The 14,299-nt window shown below is 60.8% G+C and carries 17 protein-coding genes and 4 pseudogenes; 6 read left to right on the top strand and 15 right to left on the bottom strand.

Annotated elements, in window-relative coordinates; genetic code table 11:
- Window positions 1-199 precede the first annotated feature (199 nt).
- Genes NKJ01_RS34850 through NKJ01_RS34840 form a run of 3 tightly spaced genes read left to right on the top strand, consistent with a single transcriptional unit; the run spans window position 200 to window position 2,029 of the window.
- The gene (locus tag NKJ01_RS34850) at window positions 200-442 is read left to right on the top strand and encodes a type II toxin-antitoxin system Phd/YefM family antitoxin (protein ID WP_023762657.1); all 243 of its coding nucleotides are present in this window, start codon (window positions 200-202) and stop codon (window positions 440-442) included.
- Window positions 439-855 carry a type II toxin-antitoxin system VapC family toxin gene (locus tag NKJ01_RS34845; protein ID WP_502904942.1) on the top strand — a complete coding sequence of 139 codons (417 nt, stop codon included), beginning with the start codon at window positions 439-441 and terminating at the stop codon, window positions 853-855. The genes NKJ01_RS34850 and NKJ01_RS34845 overlap by 4 nt, the downstream gene beginning before the upstream one ends.
- Complete coding sequence (locus tag NKJ01_RS34840; RefSeq protein ID WP_352487047.1) at window positions 848-2,029, top strand: tyrosine-type recombinase/integrase; 1,182 nt, start codon at window positions 848-850, stop codon at window positions 2,027-2,029. Before NKJ01_RS34845 ends, NKJ01_RS34840 begins: the two co-directional genes overlap by 8 nt.
- A 481-nt stretch (window positions 2,030-2,510) precedes the next feature.
- Here the strand turns inward: NKJ01_RS34840 and NKJ01_RS36600 are convergent.
- The 11 genes and pseudogenes from NKJ01_RS36600 to repA form a co-directional block, all read right to left on the bottom strand.
- Window positions 2,511-2,681, bottom strand: a pseudogene (locus NKJ01_RS36600) (RES family NAD+ phosphorylase); the annotation flags it as partial.
- 240 nt (window positions 2,682-2,921) lie between these two features.
- Window positions 2,922-3,215: pseudogene (locus NKJ01_RS34835) on the bottom strand (plasmid maintenance toxin (PemK-like)); the annotation flags it as partial.
- Entirely contained in the window at window positions 3,202-3,495 is a 294-nt protein-coding gene (locus NKJ01_RS34830; RefSeq protein ID WP_023762664.1) for a type II toxin-antitoxin system Phd/YefM family antitoxin, read from the bottom strand. The gene NKJ01_RS34830 and the pseudogene NKJ01_RS34835, both read right to left, overlap by 14 nt.
- 316 nt (window positions 3,496-3,811) lie before the next feature.
- Window positions 3,812-4,330: an RES family NAD+ phosphorylase gene (locus tag NKJ01_RS34825; RefSeq protein ID WP_352487051.1), complete on the bottom strand. Its 519-nt coding sequence runs from the start codon at window positions 4,328-4,330 to the stop codon at window positions 3,812-3,814.
- Window positions 4,327-4,716 carry an antitoxin Xre/MbcA/ParS toxin-binding domain-containing protein gene (locus NKJ01_RS34820; protein WP_352487053.1) on the bottom strand — a complete coding sequence of 130 codons (390 nt, stop codon included), beginning with the start codon at window positions 4,714-4,716 and terminating at the stop codon, window positions 4,327-4,329. Before NKJ01_RS34820 ends, NKJ01_RS34825 begins: the two co-directional genes overlap by 4 nt.
- Window positions 4,717-4,958: 242 nt before the next feature.
- A complete protein-coding gene (locus NKJ01_RS34815; protein WP_352735006.1) occupies window positions 4,959-5,144 on the bottom strand; it encodes a hypothetical protein in 186 nt (61 codons plus the stop codon).
- A 292-nt stretch (window positions 5,145-5,436) separates the two neighbouring features.
- Entirely contained in the window at window positions 5,437-5,919 is a 483-nt protein-coding gene (locus NKJ01_RS34810; RefSeq protein WP_352735004.1) for an RES family NAD+ phosphorylase, read from the bottom strand.
- Window positions 5,916-6,347 carry an antitoxin Xre-like helix-turn-helix domain-containing protein gene (locus NKJ01_RS34805; protein ID WP_352735002.1) on the bottom strand — a complete coding sequence of 144 codons (432 nt, stop codon included), beginning with the start codon at window positions 6,345-6,347 and terminating at the stop codon, window positions 5,916-5,918. The genes NKJ01_RS34810 and NKJ01_RS34805 overlap by 4 nt, the downstream gene beginning before the upstream one ends.
- 89 nt (window positions 6,348-6,436) lie before the next feature.
- The gene (repC, locus tag NKJ01_RS34800) at window positions 6,437-7,642 is read right to left on the bottom strand and encodes a plasmid replication protein RepC (RefSeq protein ID WP_352487766.1); all 1,206 of its coding nucleotides are present in this window, start codon (window positions 7,640-7,642) and stop codon (window positions 6,437-6,439) included.
- 154 nt (window positions 7,643-7,796) lie between these two features.
- Window positions 7,797-8,762 (bottom strand): plasmid partitioning protein RepB, encoded by a 966-nt coding sequence (gene repB, locus NKJ01_RS34795; protein WP_352487765.1) that lies wholly within the window; start codon window positions 8,760-8,762, stop codon window positions 7,797-7,799.
- Window positions 8,763-8,839: 77 nt separating this feature from the next.
- Complete coding sequence (repA, locus tag NKJ01_RS34790; protein ID WP_352487764.1) at window positions 8,840-10,042, bottom strand: plasmid partitioning protein RepA; 1,203 nt, start codon at window positions 10,040-10,042, stop codon at window positions 8,840-8,842.
- Between the two features lie 130 nt (window positions 10,043-10,172).
- Between repA and NKJ01_RS36595 the strand changes: the two are divergent.
- Window positions 10,173-10,579 (top strand): annotated as a pseudogene (locus tag NKJ01_RS36595) (transposase).
- A gap of 600 nt (window positions 10,580-11,179) precedes the next feature.
- Here NKJ01_RS36595 and NKJ01_RS34780 read toward each other — a convergent pair.
- Together NKJ01_RS34780 and NKJ01_RS34775 are read right to left on the bottom strand one after the other, a co-directional pair.
- Window positions 11,180-11,392, bottom strand: a complete 213-nt coding sequence (locus NKJ01_RS34780) for a DUF8612 domain-containing protein (RefSeq protein ID WP_352734999.1) — start codon at window positions 11,390-11,392, stop codon at window positions 11,180-11,182.
- A gap of 279 nt (window positions 11,393-11,671) precedes the next feature.
- Window positions 11,672-12,028: pseudogene (locus NKJ01_RS34775) on the bottom strand (integrase); the annotation flags it as partial.
- Between the two features lie 340 nt (window positions 12,029-12,368).
- On the opposite strand from NKJ01_RS34775, the gene NKJ01_RS34770 reads away from it, so the two are divergent.
- Both NKJ01_RS34770 and NKJ01_RS34765 read left to right on the top strand, forming a co-directional pair.
- Complete coding sequence (locus NKJ01_RS34770) at window positions 12,369-12,665, top strand: hypothetical protein (RefSeq protein ID WP_023762676.1); 297 nt, start codon at window positions 12,369-12,371, stop codon at window positions 12,663-12,665.
- Window positions 12,655-13,248 carry a type II toxin-antitoxin system VapC family toxin gene (locus NKJ01_RS34765; RefSeq protein WP_031261275.1) on the top strand — a complete coding sequence of 198 codons (594 nt, stop codon included), beginning with the start codon at window positions 12,655-12,657 and terminating at the stop codon, window positions 13,246-13,248. Before NKJ01_RS34770 ends, NKJ01_RS34765 begins: the two co-directional genes overlap by 11 nt.
- A gap of 110 nt (window positions 13,249-13,358) precedes the next feature.
- On the opposite strand, the gene NKJ01_RS34760 is transcribed toward NKJ01_RS34765, so the two are convergent.
- Window positions 13,359-13,769 carry a heme-copper oxidase family protein gene (locus tag NKJ01_RS34760; RefSeq protein ID WP_023762678.1) on the bottom strand — a complete coding sequence of 137 codons (411 nt, stop codon included), beginning with the start codon at window positions 13,767-13,769 and terminating at the stop codon, window positions 13,359-13,361.
- Window positions 13,770-14,102: 333 nt separating this feature from the next.
- Window positions 14,103-14,299 (bottom strand): hypothetical protein (locus NKJ01_RS34755; protein WP_352734996.1); only part of this gene is annotated, 197 nt, incomplete at its 5' end.

The following is a 14,299-nucleotide window of genomic DNA, read 5'->3' as shown; positions in this document are numbered from 1 at the left end:
AAGCTAGTGAGGCTCTCACTGGACTTACATCGTGTTTCTTCAGGGACAAACATCACTATCGATAATGACCTCTTATCGATAGTGACAAGACCAAGTCTTGACCAACCGCCGAAAATCGCGCTAGCGTCGTCCAAATTGCCGATCGTCGTACCGTTCCACGCTCCGCTCGACGAGAGCGCTATGCCCCCAGGAGAAACCCATGACCATCACCGTCAAGGTCGGAGAGGCCAAGACGCACCTGTCCGACCTGCTGGCCAAGGTGGAAGCCGGCGAGGAGGTCATCATTTCGCGCGGCAACGATCCGATCGCCAAACTGAGCCGAATCCCCAAGACCAACGACCTTGGCGCCCTGATCGAGGAAGTCCGCGCCGCGCGGGCCCGGGCCCAGCCGGTCACCGCCGAGGAGATTCTGGCCTGGAAGCATGAAGGCCATCGCTTCTGATGGTGTTCGTCCTTGACACGTCCGTTGCCGCCGCCTGGCTGCTTCCGGAGGAGCACAGCGAGGCGGCCGAAGCGCTGATTGGCGCTTTGACCGCACAAGGCCCGGTGCCGTCGCTGTTCTGGCACGAGGCGCGCAGCATCGTCCTGATGGCCGAACGCCGCGGCCGCATTGCCGCGGGCGAGGCGATCGCGGCGATGGGCCGGCTGCGTCGCCTGCCGCTCGAGGACGCGGGAACGGGCGGGGACGGGCCTGTCTTGGCGCTGGCGGCACGCCATGGGCTGAGCGCCTATGATGCCGCCTATCTGTCACTGGCCATGGAGCGGACGCTTCCGCTCGCCACACTGGAGCGCAAGCTGGTCGCGGCGGCACGGGCCGAAGGCGTCGAGATCCTCGGTCCTCTCGCCAATGGCTGAAGCCGCGGCCCCACCCTTCGGCGTAGCGAAGCCCGCCGGCGTCGGGCGGCGGGCCGAAGCGCTCGACGCCCTGGACTCGGTCCTGCCCTTCGACCGCCGCGATGTTCTGGCCGGACTGCTGACCGACGACGACGTCGCAACCCTGCGTCACCTGGCCAAGCAAGGCATCGGCGCAAATTCCTTGCGCGCACTCGCCTCCGACCTCGGCTATCTCGAGGCCTGGTCGCTCGCCGCCACCGGACTATCGCTGCCCTGGCCGGCGCCCGAGGCGCTGCTGATCAAATTCGTGGCGCATCATCTGTGGGATCCCGCAAAGCGCGAAACCGACCCAACACACGGCATGCCCGAGGACGTAGCCACCGCGCTGAAGTCGGCCGAGCTGCTGCGCGTCGACGCTCCGCACGCCCCCAGCACCGTGCGCCGGCGGCTGTCGAGCTGGTCGACGCTGACCAAATGGCGCGGTATGAGGGGAAAGTTCAATGGGCCGGGGCTGCAGAGTGCCATCAAACTGGCGGTGCGCGCCAGCGCCCGCCCGCGCGGCCGCAAGAGCAAGAAGGCTGTGACCGCCGACATTTTGGCCGCCCTCCTGAAGGCTTGCGCCGGCGACCGGCTCGTCGACTTGCGCGACCGCGCCCTCCTCATCACCGCCTTTGCCTCCGGCGGCCGCCGCCGCAGCGAGATTGCTGCTCTGCGCGTCGAACAGCTGGTCGAGGAAGATCCGGTGCCGGCCGACCCCAAGGATCCCGACGCCGAAACGCTCCCGTGCCTGTCGATCCGGCTTGGCCGGACGAAGACGACACAAGCCGACAGCGACGCTTACGTGCTGCTGGTTGGCCGGCCGGTAACGGTGCTGCGGTTGTGGATGGAGCGCGCCGGCATCACTGAAGGCGCCGTGTTTCGCGGCATCGACCGTTGGGGCAACCTCGATAAGCGGGCGTTGACGCCGCAGGCGGTCAATCTGATCCTGAAGCGCCGCGTCGCCGAGGCCGAGCTTGACCCGCAAGCCTTCTCCGCCCACGGCCTGCGCTCCGGCTACCTCACCGAAACCGCTCGCCGCGGCATTCCGCTGCCTGAAGCCATGCAGCAGTCGCAGCATCGCTCGGTGCAGCAGGCGTCGAACTATTACAACGATGCCGAACGCACGCTCGGGCGGGCAGCGCGGATAATCGTCTGAGGCCTCGTTCTTAAAGAAACTCGGGCCATCGGCAAGCGCGAGGTGTTGCCGAGCACATCATTTTCGATATCGACCAGCGGCCAGCGCGGGCCGGGGCCGGTTGCCTCGTCCCTTCGACCAAGCTCTCGCAGCACCTGACCTGCCGTCACTCACCACACCAGCCACTCATGGCGATCCTGGGCGATCCGTTCGATGTGCGCAAAGTTGCGGAAGTCCTCCGGTGAAGTCGATGTTCTGCGTCAAAGCGGCATCGTCGCAAACACCTTGCCGGGCCATGGATTCCTGATCTCTGGCTCGAAGAGGTTGGGCCGAACGCGAACGATCCTGGGCGCCCGTCCAGGAGAAGGGTTCCAGAAGAACGACACAGCTGCCGTTGATTTCCTGGCCTGATGGCATGATCTGGTCGCCCTCGGTGCGTCCCCGGCCTTGGATTGGCGCTGACGATTGAAGCCGAAAAACGCCCCTGCCTTGCGCGAGTGCTTCATCGCCAGGACAGCTGGTCCTTCGGCAGCCGGCCGCTTGGGTCGAACACAGCTATCTTGTGCGGAAGATGCGGACCCCAGTGCCAAAGCACCAGGTTGCGATCTTCCGTCTCGGCACCGGAAGCAAAGCTCGGCACCAGCCACGATGAAGTCAATCTCGCCCAGGCCCTCGAACGCGAATTTCTGAAACCTGGTCCCGTCGCCGTCATATACGGCAGGACCCGTGCTGAAGCTCAGTTGGCTCTTGGACACGAAGCTGCAGCGCGAGATCGGCGGGCGCGATCGGTTCCGCGTCGACCTCACCAAAGGCTCTGAAGATCCCTCCCCGCGAAACCCGCCTGGAAGACGCCTTGATGGAGACTGCCCCTGCCCTGACGCCGCCCGGCATGCCGCACCGCCAGCCGGCGTTACGGCCCCGGCCAGGCGAACCGGTTGCTTTCCGTCAAAACGATCCACGACCGCTCGCCGTCAAGCCGCAGCTTGACCGCAGCCGGAATCTCAATGGCATCATCGGGATCGGACGGCGGCGTGTGGGGGATCGGCAGGACCCGGACGACCGGCGAGCCGTCCTCCTGCATGGCGACCAGCGCCAGCACCAGGCAAGGCCGGTCCTTGTCGCCTTCTTCACGGCCCTCGCGGTGTTGCCAATGCCAGAGGTAGGAATAACGGAAGACGTGGCCGATCTTGATTTCAGCCGGCAGCATCTTTTGCCGTCAGGCCCTTTGACCCGGAGAGCTCGTCGTTGAGATGGTCAAGACCCGGCTCCATTTCCGAGGCTTCGACCGCGGCGACTTCGTCCGCGCTGAGCTCCGCTGTCAGCTCGACCCGGCGGTCGCGCTTCAACAGCCGGACAAAATCCTCGTAGGCCAGCAGCACAGTGCGCGGGCGGCCGTTCTTGGTGATGATGACCGGGTCGCGGACGGCGGCATCCTGATAGGCGCCAAAATTTTTCGAGACGGCGGCGGCGGTGACGGTGGTGGTCATTGGCGAACTCCTTCTTCCGGAATATACGGGGTTTGCGGGCTTTCCGCAAGTTCGGGGCGCCAACGCTGTTCGGGGCGCCAACGCCAGACGGAAACGCCCGTGAAAGAGCAGCTTCCCAAGACCAAGACGTGCCGAGGGGCTCGATGCGCTTGAGACGGTGCTGCCGTTCGATCGGCGCCAGTTTTTGGCCGGTCTGCTGACCGACGAACGACGATACGCGACCTGGCGAGGGAAGGGATGCCCTCGATGCGTCGCCCCGGCCTTGGATTGGCGCTGACGATCGAAGCCGAAAACGCCCCTGCCCTTCGCGAGTGCTTCATCGCCAGGACAGCTGGTCCTTCGGCAGCCGGCCACTCGGGTCGAATACAGTTACCTTGTGCGGAAGATGCGGACCCCAGTCCCAAAGCACCAGGTTGCGATCTTCCGTCTCGGCACCGGGAGCAAAACTCGGCACCAGAATGCCGGCGATGCCTTGCGGCCGCAGGCGGTCATGGATGGACCATGACGCCGGGCGATCGCCATCGCCGAGAGCCGTCGCCCAGGCGCAGGCCATGTCCTCGAGCGTGACGGAGAATTCTTCCCTCGCCTGCCCTGTCGTCAGGTCCGCAATGTCGTCGCAATCGACTTCGTAGGAACACAGCACGCATGGATCGATCCGATGCGCGAAACCCTGGTTGGCTTCCTTGACCGCTGTCATGACGGTCAGCGCCAGATAAAGCGCCGGCACACCCTTGGGATTGAATCGTGCACCCCGGATCGCCGCTCCATCACCGGAAGTCGGCTTGAATGCCCAACGTGGATCGTGCGCTCTGTAGCAGGTTCCGGCAAACCTCACGCAAAGCCGCCAACGGCCATGTGATCGAGGTAGTCACGCACCGCAGCGGCCTTTCCATCCTTCACGAGCGCTTCGGCCGTGCGTCCGCCGAATGCCGGAAGCGGCTGGGCCCGATACCAGGCCATCGCCTGTTCCTTGCCGCCCGCCCAATCCATCACGCGGCTGATGATCTCGAGCATTTCCCGCAGACGTCCCTGTGTCCTTACCGTCCGGCTGCGCTCCGACCGATAGAGGGTCTCGCGAGCAAGACCGGCGGTCTGAGCCAGCTGGCCCTTGGACATGCCAAAACCGTCCGCGACCTGCTCGATCGCGATCTTCCCGTTGCGGTCCATATAGGACAAGACGAGAGGTTCATTCTGCACGAGTAACTTCGGTGCCTGGCCCATAGCAGCTCATTCACCACATAAATTGTCATATTTTATGTGCAGAAGATATGGCATTTCTCGATCGCTTTCAAGTCCGGAGCCGAACCAGCTTGAGCGCCTGCATGAGTGGACACCAAGGGGAGGTGCTCAACGGACGGAGTCGTAGTCGGGAAACGGCTCAAGCCCGAAGGCCTGGCCTCGTCGCAGAACCAGTCATTGTGACCTGGATCCGAGAAACTTCGTCGCTGCTGCGGGGACCCTCGTCAGTTCAAAGTCCGCGACTGACGCTCGACATCTCCGAGCCGCTTATACGCCATCCATGCATCGGCGGCGACGGCGCTGCCGGCTCGCGCCAGCCAAGCCGCGCGATCGGCCTCATCAAGTGAGTTCCACCACACCATCCCGGCGGTTTCATCGGATGTCGGCTCTCGGTCGTCTTCGTTCTTCATGTCCTCGATCCTCGCATACGGTGTTCTTGCCGACAAGCGCTGCAGCCACAGATCCATCACCATATCCGCGGATTAAAGCCTAAGCCTCCTCAGCAAATCCCGGTACCACTCATGCGGTCATCCTCACTGTCGCGCCATTAGCCTTGAGCGCCGCCACAAGCATGGGCGGTATGGAAATTCCCTGCTGTTGCTTTTTTGGCCAGCACACGCAGATAGCCGCCGGCAATGCTGATCTGGATCCCCTGCGATGGCCATCAAAGCCTTGGTTGTAGTCGACACAAAGCCCTCCCCGTCACGTCCCAAACAGCCGCCGGTCCCAATAGACGGGTTGGTGCAGACTTGTCTGGATCCTCGAAAACTCCGGATGCGCCGGATTGATCAGCACATTGCAATCGAGACGCGCTACAACACTCGGCACCAGCAGGATGACGCTGCGCCGTTCTAAACACCAGGTTTCGCCAAATCCCTTGCTCACCGTCGCCGGCATCGTGTCCCAACCGGGCAGTGACGGCTGCGAAAAGACCTCGTAGCTTAGCCCGCGCGGGATTGTGATTTCGATGTAATGCTGGTTGGGCGGCAGTCGGCCGCTGCCATGCACCAGCTTTTCCAACAAGGCCGTCGAATAATGCTCGCTGGTGTAGATGATAGGGCTTCCAGGCGTGCTCCATCGCCCTGGCGCGATTGTCGAGCCGGTCGCGTCGAAGATCGGGTAGGTGCCGGCCGGATCGTCGATGCGAAAGGACGATAGCGTGCGATCGAGAGTCTGCGCCGTCACGCAGCACTGCCGTACTTCAGACCTGCGAGGATCTCGACCACCATTTCGGCGCCGAACTCGCTCAGGATAACGAAGTCGATCGGTCGCTTGTCCTCAATCATCGGGTGCGGCCGAAACAAGAAATCACGCGCTTCCTCTTCGTTCTGCCAGACATCGACAGCAAGACCCCAGACCCGCGCCACGCGGGCCAATCGTGTGCCCTCGTCCGGCGAGAGACGATGTACCGCCTTGCGCCGCTCGTAGGTCGCCTTTGGGACCAGCCGGTATTTGAACTGAGCATCGCCAGGCGCCAGAAGATGCGCAACGCGCTCGAGCGCGCCGATGGGAAGTCCATTCTCGATCCGGGAAATCAGCCCGAAAAGCGACCGCGACGCCACCTCCTTAACGGGTAACCCCAACACGTCGGCGACGTTTCCGAACGCCAGCATTCTCACTCTCCATTCCATGTGAGGCAAAACATAGCCTCACATGATGCGCCATGCCAGCCCCGCATCAGCGCGAACCGATCCGCCAACGGTTACCCGGTCATTTTTGCTGTCATGCCGTTCGCCTTCAACGCCGCCATCAGCATGGGCCCCACCGAAAACTCCCCTGCCTTCGCCTTTTCGGTTAGAACCCGCAGATAACCGCCGGCCGAGTTGATGTGCTGCGCCCTTTGCAAGATGCAGGCAATCACGATGGCGGCGGTCTCCTGGCCCATCACGTGGCAAGCCTCCTCGTATGCTGAGGGCGAAATACCAAGGTAGCCTCGTACCTGGACGGCGGTAATCATCAGATCGCGCCAGTTTCCGATGCCATGCACGGCATAGTCGGAAATTTCCGGGCAGGCCTTCAGCACAAGTCCTATCGGATAGCTTTTCGGTTTCTCGGCGGCTGCCTGCCTTGGCTCGACCGCCGCCCTGCTTTTCTCGAAAGCCGGTTCAAATACAAAGATGGAGTCTGTGTTTGAATCAGATTGCTGCCGCTCATTTTGGGACTCATTGCCGCCAGGATTCGTGGCATTCATGAAGTTTTCCAGCATCATGTCCACTTCGTCGTGAAGTCTGGTCAGTTCGGCAACGATCGCCTCCAGCTCGCACAGCCCTGCCCGGCGCGGGATTGCATCCACAATGGCTCTGAACCGTCTCCAGACGGCTCCCCAGTCGCCAGGAACGCCCTCCTCGATCGCGACCTCGACAAGTTTATGGATGTCGCGACGATGGAGCGTAATCCGCTCCCTCATTAACCGGAGCGCCTGGCTGTCGGCGCGCACCTGTTCGGCAGCGTGCTGAAACTCAGCCGCCCGCGTCAGCAGCGGCGCCAGCGAGAACCCGAACGCCTCCTCAATGGCGCCGCCCCTCCCTTTCCGGGCGAATCTTTTTCCGTTAGGGCTGTCGCGGCGGATGATCAGGCCGCAACTCACCAGCTCGGCCAGGTGTCGCCGCAATGTGGAGCTGGGCATACCGTGTGTGCGCAGCGACAACTGTGCGTTCGAGGGAAAGACCATCAGGCCGTTTTCCTCGCTGATCTGGTCGTCCGGATAGAAGGACAAAAGCCCGCTCAGCACGGCGAGCGCGCGATCTCCCACACCTACGACGGTCTTGCCCTCGCATAACCATCGATAGACCTGCCACTTCTCGACGAGCGCCCCGTCAGGAATCTCGCGCGATGCCGCGTTCGCTTGCACCAGCGCAAGCGTCATCGGCCGCCGCCCAAAGGGCGTCGTTGCATATCCACTCTCCATTTCCCTCACCTTTCAAAAAGGCAAAAGAAATCTGCTCGCCGAAACGACGCCACGACTCTTGACAGTGATTCGGGGAAATGCGATTCTCAGCTTGCTACAGACTTGAGAAGGGCTTCCGCGACGGTGACGTTCGGGGGCCTTTTTCTTTTGCGGTTTAGTCTCCTGTTTTCTTGGCCATTTCCGATTCCCGAAAAGCCTCGAAAAGCTCATCGAGTTTGCCGGCAATGAATGCGCCGAAGGGCGACGCTTCCTTGGACTTCAAGGCAAGCGTAAACACTTTTCCGGTGTCGGTGATCTTGGCTCGAACTGATTTGTCCTGGGGTATCCAGGCCCGCTCCTGGGGCTTCGATGGCGCCTGCGGGCGCTTCACCGGGGCGCTCACAAACTCGAACAGACGGGCAAAACGGGCCTCACTGCCTGGCTGCGCGAAATCGGCGATTGCCACGCACTCCTCTGCCCTCGCAGCCGCACCAGGATGCTCCATGAGCTTGGCAAGCTGCCACCAGCGGTCTCGGCCAATGCCCTTGGCCGCGCCCACCGCAACAATCACCTGCTCTGGAATGTTGCCGATCACGGAACGCATCTTCGAGAAGGTCGTATCGTCGAGCGCAAGAGCTGATTTCACCGTCTCAGGCGAATGGCCTCGCTTGAGAACGCGGTCTGCAAAAAGCGTCCGCTCGATGAAGGACAAATCGGCTCTGGCGGCGTTCTCCTGGCCTTGGGCGATCACATGGTCCCTATCGTCCATCTTCTTGACGACAGCGCGTACAGGCCTTTGCAACTGCCGGGCAACCCTGACGCGCCTGTGGCCAAAGACGGTCTGAAAGCGTCCCGAAGTCTCGGGGTGAGGTCGGACCAAGATCGGCGAATCCTGCCCTCGTTCACGAATTGCCGTCAGCAACTCCTGAAACGCAGCATCGTCATCGTCCATACGGTCCGAGACGAATGACGTGTCGACCAAAGCCGGATCGAGATCGACGACTGAACTCTTCGAGAGCTCCTCGAATGACTGTATGATCGACCGTGATGCGCCACGAACGGCGTAGCTCGAGACGTCCTGGCCATCGGCAATTGCCGTTGCGGGTCCCATGACGCTGCCGAAAATGTCCTTGCGTGCCATTCAATCGCTCCGATTTGCGGTTAGTCGACTGATTTCACGAGCGAAATTTCCACTTTTTACTGCCGTAAACTTCGCTGTCATGACCGCCCCCAAGCGCGATGGACAAGAGCGGTGATCTCCGAGTTCACCGCATCCAGCGATTCTACCGCCCGGTCATACGTAGAGCGGGTAAAGGACGATCTCTCGACTTCGTAGAGCGTCTGTTTCGTCAGACCTGCGTCCGAAATCGCCGTCGACTTGAGCATGGGATTGTCGAGGATCTGGCCGGCAAGCATGGATTGCATGAAGCCGACCATCTGCGCTTGCGGAATGTCTGTCGGTTCGTAGCGCGTAATCAGGTAGCGAAACCAATCGAGCTCGATCGCCGCGCCGGCGGCTTTGATGGTCTTCAAAATTCCGCCGAGCATCAACAGGAACTGGCTCATCGACATCAGGTCGAGCATCTGAGGATGAACGGTGATGAGAACGGATGTCGCCGCCGACATAGCGGTCAAGGTCAGATAGCCGAGCTGCGGAGGACAATCGACAACAACGACGTCATAGCGGTCGTCCACCTCAGACAGCGCCTTTGCGATCCTGGTGAAGAATTGCCGGCCAGCACTGGACGATTTGTCCTGCATGGCGAGCGGCGTGTCGTACTCGTATTCCTGCAGCTCGAGATTGGCCGGAATGATGTCCAGCCCAGGAAAATTGGTCGGCACGATCACATCGGAGATCGGCCGGCGCTCGTCATCGTAACGGATCGCCTCATACAGCGAGAGGTTGCGATCGAGCTCCGGCTGGAAGCCATGCAGGGCGGAGAGCGAAGCCTGCGGGTCGAGATCGATTGCAAGGACACGGTGGCCGGTCAGCGCCAAATGCTGGGCGAGGTGGGCGGCAGTCGTTGTCTTGCCGCTACCGCCCTTGAAGTTGACGACAGCAACGACCTGGAGCTTGTCGCCAGGCTTGCGATGCGGAACATACTTCTTGACCTCGGTCCTGCCATGCTGGTCCAGGAAGTGGCGAAGTTCGAGCATCTGAGCGGCCGTGTAGGAGCGTCGGCCGGAAGGGACTTGGTCAGGCAAAGGTCCCTTGCCTTCGAGGTGAAGCCGCTTCAGATTGTTTTGCGATACACCAAGATAGTGGGCGACTTCTGCCATCGAAAACGGACGCAGCGTCTTCGTCGCATTGGGTGGAAATTTCTCCATGCGAAGCTGATTGAGGCGTCGCGAAATCTCAGCACCCTGCTCGAGAATCTTATCGTCGAACTCGAACCGTGGTAGCCGCATGGCGATATTCATTCTCGTCGAAACCTGAATTGGCGCTTTTTGCGATGAAACTATTCAACAAGCGCCATTAAGCTCCGATTCGGAAAGCCCGGCAAGAAGTTTTAGGTAAACAGAAGGTTAACGTCACCAGACGAGATTCTGACTGCCGAATACCAATATCGTCGCGATAGCGGCTGCTCGTCCTTCGAAGCAAAAACTCTCCCCATCCAGCTCGCTAAATGCATGTTTTTCTGCCACAAAGGCCATTATTTACTGCAGTAAAATCGCGTTCGTCAGCGGGCAAAAAAGGGTTGCAACTGCCGACGGGCGCAGGCAAGGCCCAGCCCGCTGGCTGGAGACCATTCCTGGTGTCGGCTTTGTCACGGCCCCGGCCTTTGCTTCTATCGTCCCTGACCCGGAGGTTTTCATATCAGGTCGGCATTTCGCCGCCTGGCTCGCCTTGATCCGCGACAAAATTCATCGGCCGGCAAGCCTCGCCTTGGCCGCATCAGCAAGCAGGGAAGCTGCTCATCTCGGCGCGACATTGCTGCTGCGATATGCTCGCGGTGATGGAGACAGTGGGGCGAGTTGGATGGGTGGCCTATTGCGGCGTCGGCCGCCAAAGGTTGTCGCCTTAGCTCTTGCCAGCAAAATGGCTCGCATTGCATGCTCATGCGACGTGACGGCGAGTCCGAGGAAATCAATGAACTAAGAGCGGCCGACCAAATCGGCTGAGCCGTTCGAGTTATGAGGCGAAAAAGGTAAGTGAAGGCAGCAACTCGACCCCGAGGGATCAGCCGAACGGGGCGTGCTGGGGCATCGTCTAGCAATAGCGTCAGCAAGGCCGATCGATATGAGTGAAGACCCGTTTCAACGACATGTGCGTTTCTGGTCGATCCAGAACTGGTCGGTCGCGATATGCAGTTAGTATCTCGGCCTCAGAGCTCGCCTTGTCCTGCACCTGTTCGGCGATCGACCAGCACGACGATGGCTGCGGCTCTCGTCCAGCCGCTTTATGGACATAAGCAAAGTGCCTGGCGGCGGTTCGAGATCAGCAGTGATCGAGGTCATGGGACACGACAAGCCTGACGGACTAATGCTCATCGCACTGTTTCGGACGAGGATCGAGGCCCAGGCCGGGCCGCGACTAGCGCTTTGAAAAGACCCGGATCAGCAGCAGAGTGAAATACTGTAAAGGTGCTTCAACGGAAGCGGCGCAGCGTTTCGGCTGGAAATGCGAGGCCCGAGCAGCGGGATATCGCGTTCGAGGTAGGTGCGGATGAAGTCCTGCCGCCACCGCTGACTGGCGCGGTCGCTTGCCACCAGAAAGCTGTCGGGAAAGCCGCCGCGCACCCACAAGGGGTTCAATTGTTCGGCCGGCACCTCCAGTCCGTCAATTGGGTGCATCTCAAGATAGGCGATGCGGCCGTGTCTCGGCTATTTCGAGCGCGAGCGTAGTCTTGCCGACCCGCGGCCCAATCAGCGCCACCGCTGGGATGGTGTCTATCAGTTCGGCCAGTTGCGTTTCGACGCGGCGCTTCATCATCCTCGCAATTATGGAGTTCAGTTCCCGATTTGCAAGGATGATAAACGTTGGCGCGCAACGCCGAATTTGGGATGGCAGGAGAGGGGACTTCGTCCTCTATAATCCTGACGACGGTGGATATGCCGATCCTTCCAGTCGAGCGGAGGACCGCGTTGCGAATAGTTGCAGGTCAGGGACGACAGGCGGCGCTCAATGGTCGACACAGACCTTTTGTCCCTTACCGATCCTGAGGCCTGGGCCGTGATGTAGAGGCCGACAACTAGCGGATCTGGCGGCAGCGGGTCAAACGCCTGGCGCCGGCACCAGGCGGAAAAAAGCTTCCAGTCCGCGGCATAGGCGCGACGGGTGTTTGCCGAACTCCCCGCATCGACGGAATCGCGCGCGGGGTCGGCAAGCTTTTCGAGATGCGCAGGCAGTGATGCTTGTCGCGAGTCGAGGACTGGCGGGGAAGGGAGCTTTATCCGGGCGCCCATCTCCATGACGATCTCGACAATGTCAGGCAGGTCCTCGGTGTCGACCGCGTCGAGAGGCGTCATGAAATTACGGGGACTGCCCATCGGAACTCTCGTTCATTGGAATGCCGCAGTGGTGCGATTCCGAGGGCCCAACGTGCGACCAAAGCGCCGAATTGTCCACCGCGAGGTGCTTGACCAATAGCTGCGACAGCTGCGCCCGGTCGCGTACGACAAGCGGTTGGGTACGATTATCATGTCCAATCCAGTGTTGACCCTCCTAGGGTCCTCTTCCTCAGTGCCAATCCTTGCCTTCATGTTCAACATCCCTTATGTTTCGTTCAACAGTGGAGAATGCAGGATGAGCAGACGTGGCGCAACGGCCGCCGAAAGCCAGGAGCGGATCGCCCACACCCGGAACCGTCTGGTGCTCGAACAGGCGAGGGCCGTCGGCCTTCTTGGCGCGGCCAAGAACACACGCCTTTCCGGCAGGGTGCCGTCGGAACTGATCGAGGCGGCAAAGAAGCGCGCTCATGTGACCTCCGACACTGAATTGCTTGAGCTCGCATTGTCGCGGCTAGCTCTCGAGGACGATTTTGGCGCCCGGCTCGTCGGCCGCAAGGGCAGCATTTCCGCGGACATTGATCTTGACGTTTGATCTCGGGAGCGCACTGCGTTCCCTCACACCACAGCGGCGTGCCGGAGGGCTGGAACGGCGGCCGGATTCCGCTCTGTTCTGGGCAGGGGATCAGCCGCCTGTCGGCGGTGCATTGCTTCTCGACACGAGCGTCTATCTGGATGTCCTGCAGGGGCGCACGCCTGAAGTGGTCGATGACCTTTTGACCTATCGGCTCTGTCAGCACTCGGCCGTCTGCCTTGCCGAGCTCAGCCATTTGTTCGGCCGGCTCAATCCGGGCCATCCCACGACGAAGTCGGTCCTGAAAGTGGTTGCGGACACGATCGAAGATATTCCAGCGCACCGGCTGCATGCACCCGACGCCACCGCCTGGGGACGCGCCGGCATGCTTGCCGGCCTGCTGTTCCGGCTAAGCCGCCTGCCGAAAGGGGAGGGGCAGGAACGCCGCTTCCTCAACGATGCGCTGATCTTTCACCAGGCCGGTCTGCTGGGCGCGACGGTTCTGACCGGCAATGTTCGGGATTTCGATTACCTCAACCAGCTTTTTCCGTCGGTGCGTGTGATCTTCTACCGGCCGGTGACAGACTTGCGCCCGCAGGGTTGAAAGCGTCTATGGGAGATATGCCTTTGCACCGTGATCGTCCACCTTCCTTTAATGACCACCAGTCTCAAAAAGCTCGCTGACACTCTCCTGCGACCGTTGACTTGCGCCATTCAGCGTGTGGCCGGCGACAAATCAGATGGCAAACGCACGCCCGCGCCTGAGAAAACCACGACGGCAAACACCAGCACGGCAGCGGCGACGATCAGCGAGCCGGCGGCCACGATCGGCTCAATCGCCGTATAGCCGCCTTGTAGCATCAGATACAGCGCTGGCAGCATGATCACCAGCCCGACATTATACAAGCCGTAGTGAATCATTGCGATTCTCCGCGCCGCCTTTGCCGGGTTAAGGGCGTAGTAGCCGCCAAATATCGCGCTTGTGACCCATCCCAGCAGATTGATATGTGCGTGGGCCGGAAAGGCACCGTGGTCGCCAGAGATCGCCATCTGCAAACCGGCGCCTATCCCCAAAACCAGCCACACGATGGCAGTCTTGAAGAAAAGATCTGAAACTCTAGGCATGACACTTCTCCCCGAACGCCAATTTCAGCACGCCTCGATTTTAGGATTTCCTAATGAAAGTGCAATCACAATCAGCGATGTCACGTGCGCGGTTCGCTGCCGCGGCCTGGCATTTCCTGCCGACAGCCAATATCTGAATTGCTATTCTTGGCAGATTCGAGGAGCGAAGCAGTTCGTGTCGATCCAGCCCCTCCTGAAGCCGCACCATGCAAGCGATACGTCTTCGCTGCGACACCTGTCACGGTCACGTTCTGTCATGTCGACAATGCGTTCCTGCAAGCAGCTCGGTCCACCATTGCCGAGCGTTGCGACGATACTACGGCTCGACAGAGGCTATGCCTCGACAGCTGGGTCCTGCGGGTCGACTTCGATCGCAAATCCCGCATCGATCGCACTTTGTGCAATGAGATCGCGAAGTTCCCAGTCCGTGAGTTCGCAAAGCGGAAGCATTCTCCTCACGGTGTGGCTGACCTCAGAAATCGAAATGCTCGGGCTACCAATGTTGTCGATGAGGTAACAGACAATCGCCT

The organism is Mesorhizobium sp. M0276, assembly GCF_040321755.1.
Lineage (GTDB): Bacteria > Pseudomonadota > Alphaproteobacteria > Rhizobiales > Rhizobiaceae > Mesorhizobium.
Note: the sequence above shows the minus strand (reverse complement) of the source record. Positions and strands in the feature narration are given on the sequence as shown.

Coding starts and splice junctions, on each gene's coding strand:
- NKJ01_RS34850 (WP_023762657.1), top strand. CDS start 200: ATGACCATCACCGTCAAGGTCGGAGAGGCCAAGACGCACCTGTCCGAC.
- NKJ01_RS34840 (WP_352487047.1), top strand. CDS start 848: ATGGCTGAAGCCGCGGCCCCACCCTTCGGCGTAGCGAAGCCCGCCGGC.
- NKJ01_RS34830 (WP_023762664.1), bottom strand. CDS start 3,495: ATGACCACCACCGTCACCGCCGCCGCCGTCTCGAAAAATTTTGGCGCC.
- NKJ01_RS34820 (WP_352487053.1), bottom strand. CDS start 4,716: ATGGGCCAGGCACCGAAGTTACTCGTGCAGAATGAACCTCTCGTCTTG.
- NKJ01_RS34815 (WP_352735006.1), bottom strand. CDS start 5,144: ATGAAGAACGAAGACGACCGAGAGCCGACATCCGATGAAACCGCCGGG.
- NKJ01_RS34805 (WP_352735002.1), bottom strand. CDS start 6,347: ATGCTGGCGTTCGGAAACGTCGCCGACGTGTTGGGGTTACCCGTTAAG.
- repC (WP_352487766.1), bottom strand. CDS start 7,642: ATGGAGAGTGGATATGCAACGACGCCCTTTGGGCGGCGGCCGATGACG.
- repB (WP_352487765.1), bottom strand. CDS start 8,762: ATGGCACGCAAGGACATTTTCGGCAGCGTCATGGGACCCGCAACGGCA.
- repA (WP_352487764.1), bottom strand. CDS start 10,042: ATGAATATCGCCATGCGGCTACCACGGTTCGAGTTCGACGATAAGATT.
- NKJ01_RS34770 (WP_023762676.1), top strand. CDS start 12,369: ATGAGCAGACGTGGCGCAACGGCCGCCGAAAGCCAGGAGCGGATCGCC.
- NKJ01_RS34760 (WP_023762678.1), bottom strand. CDS start 13,769: ATGCCTAGAGTTTCAGATCTTTTCTTCAAGACTGCCATCGTGTGGCTG.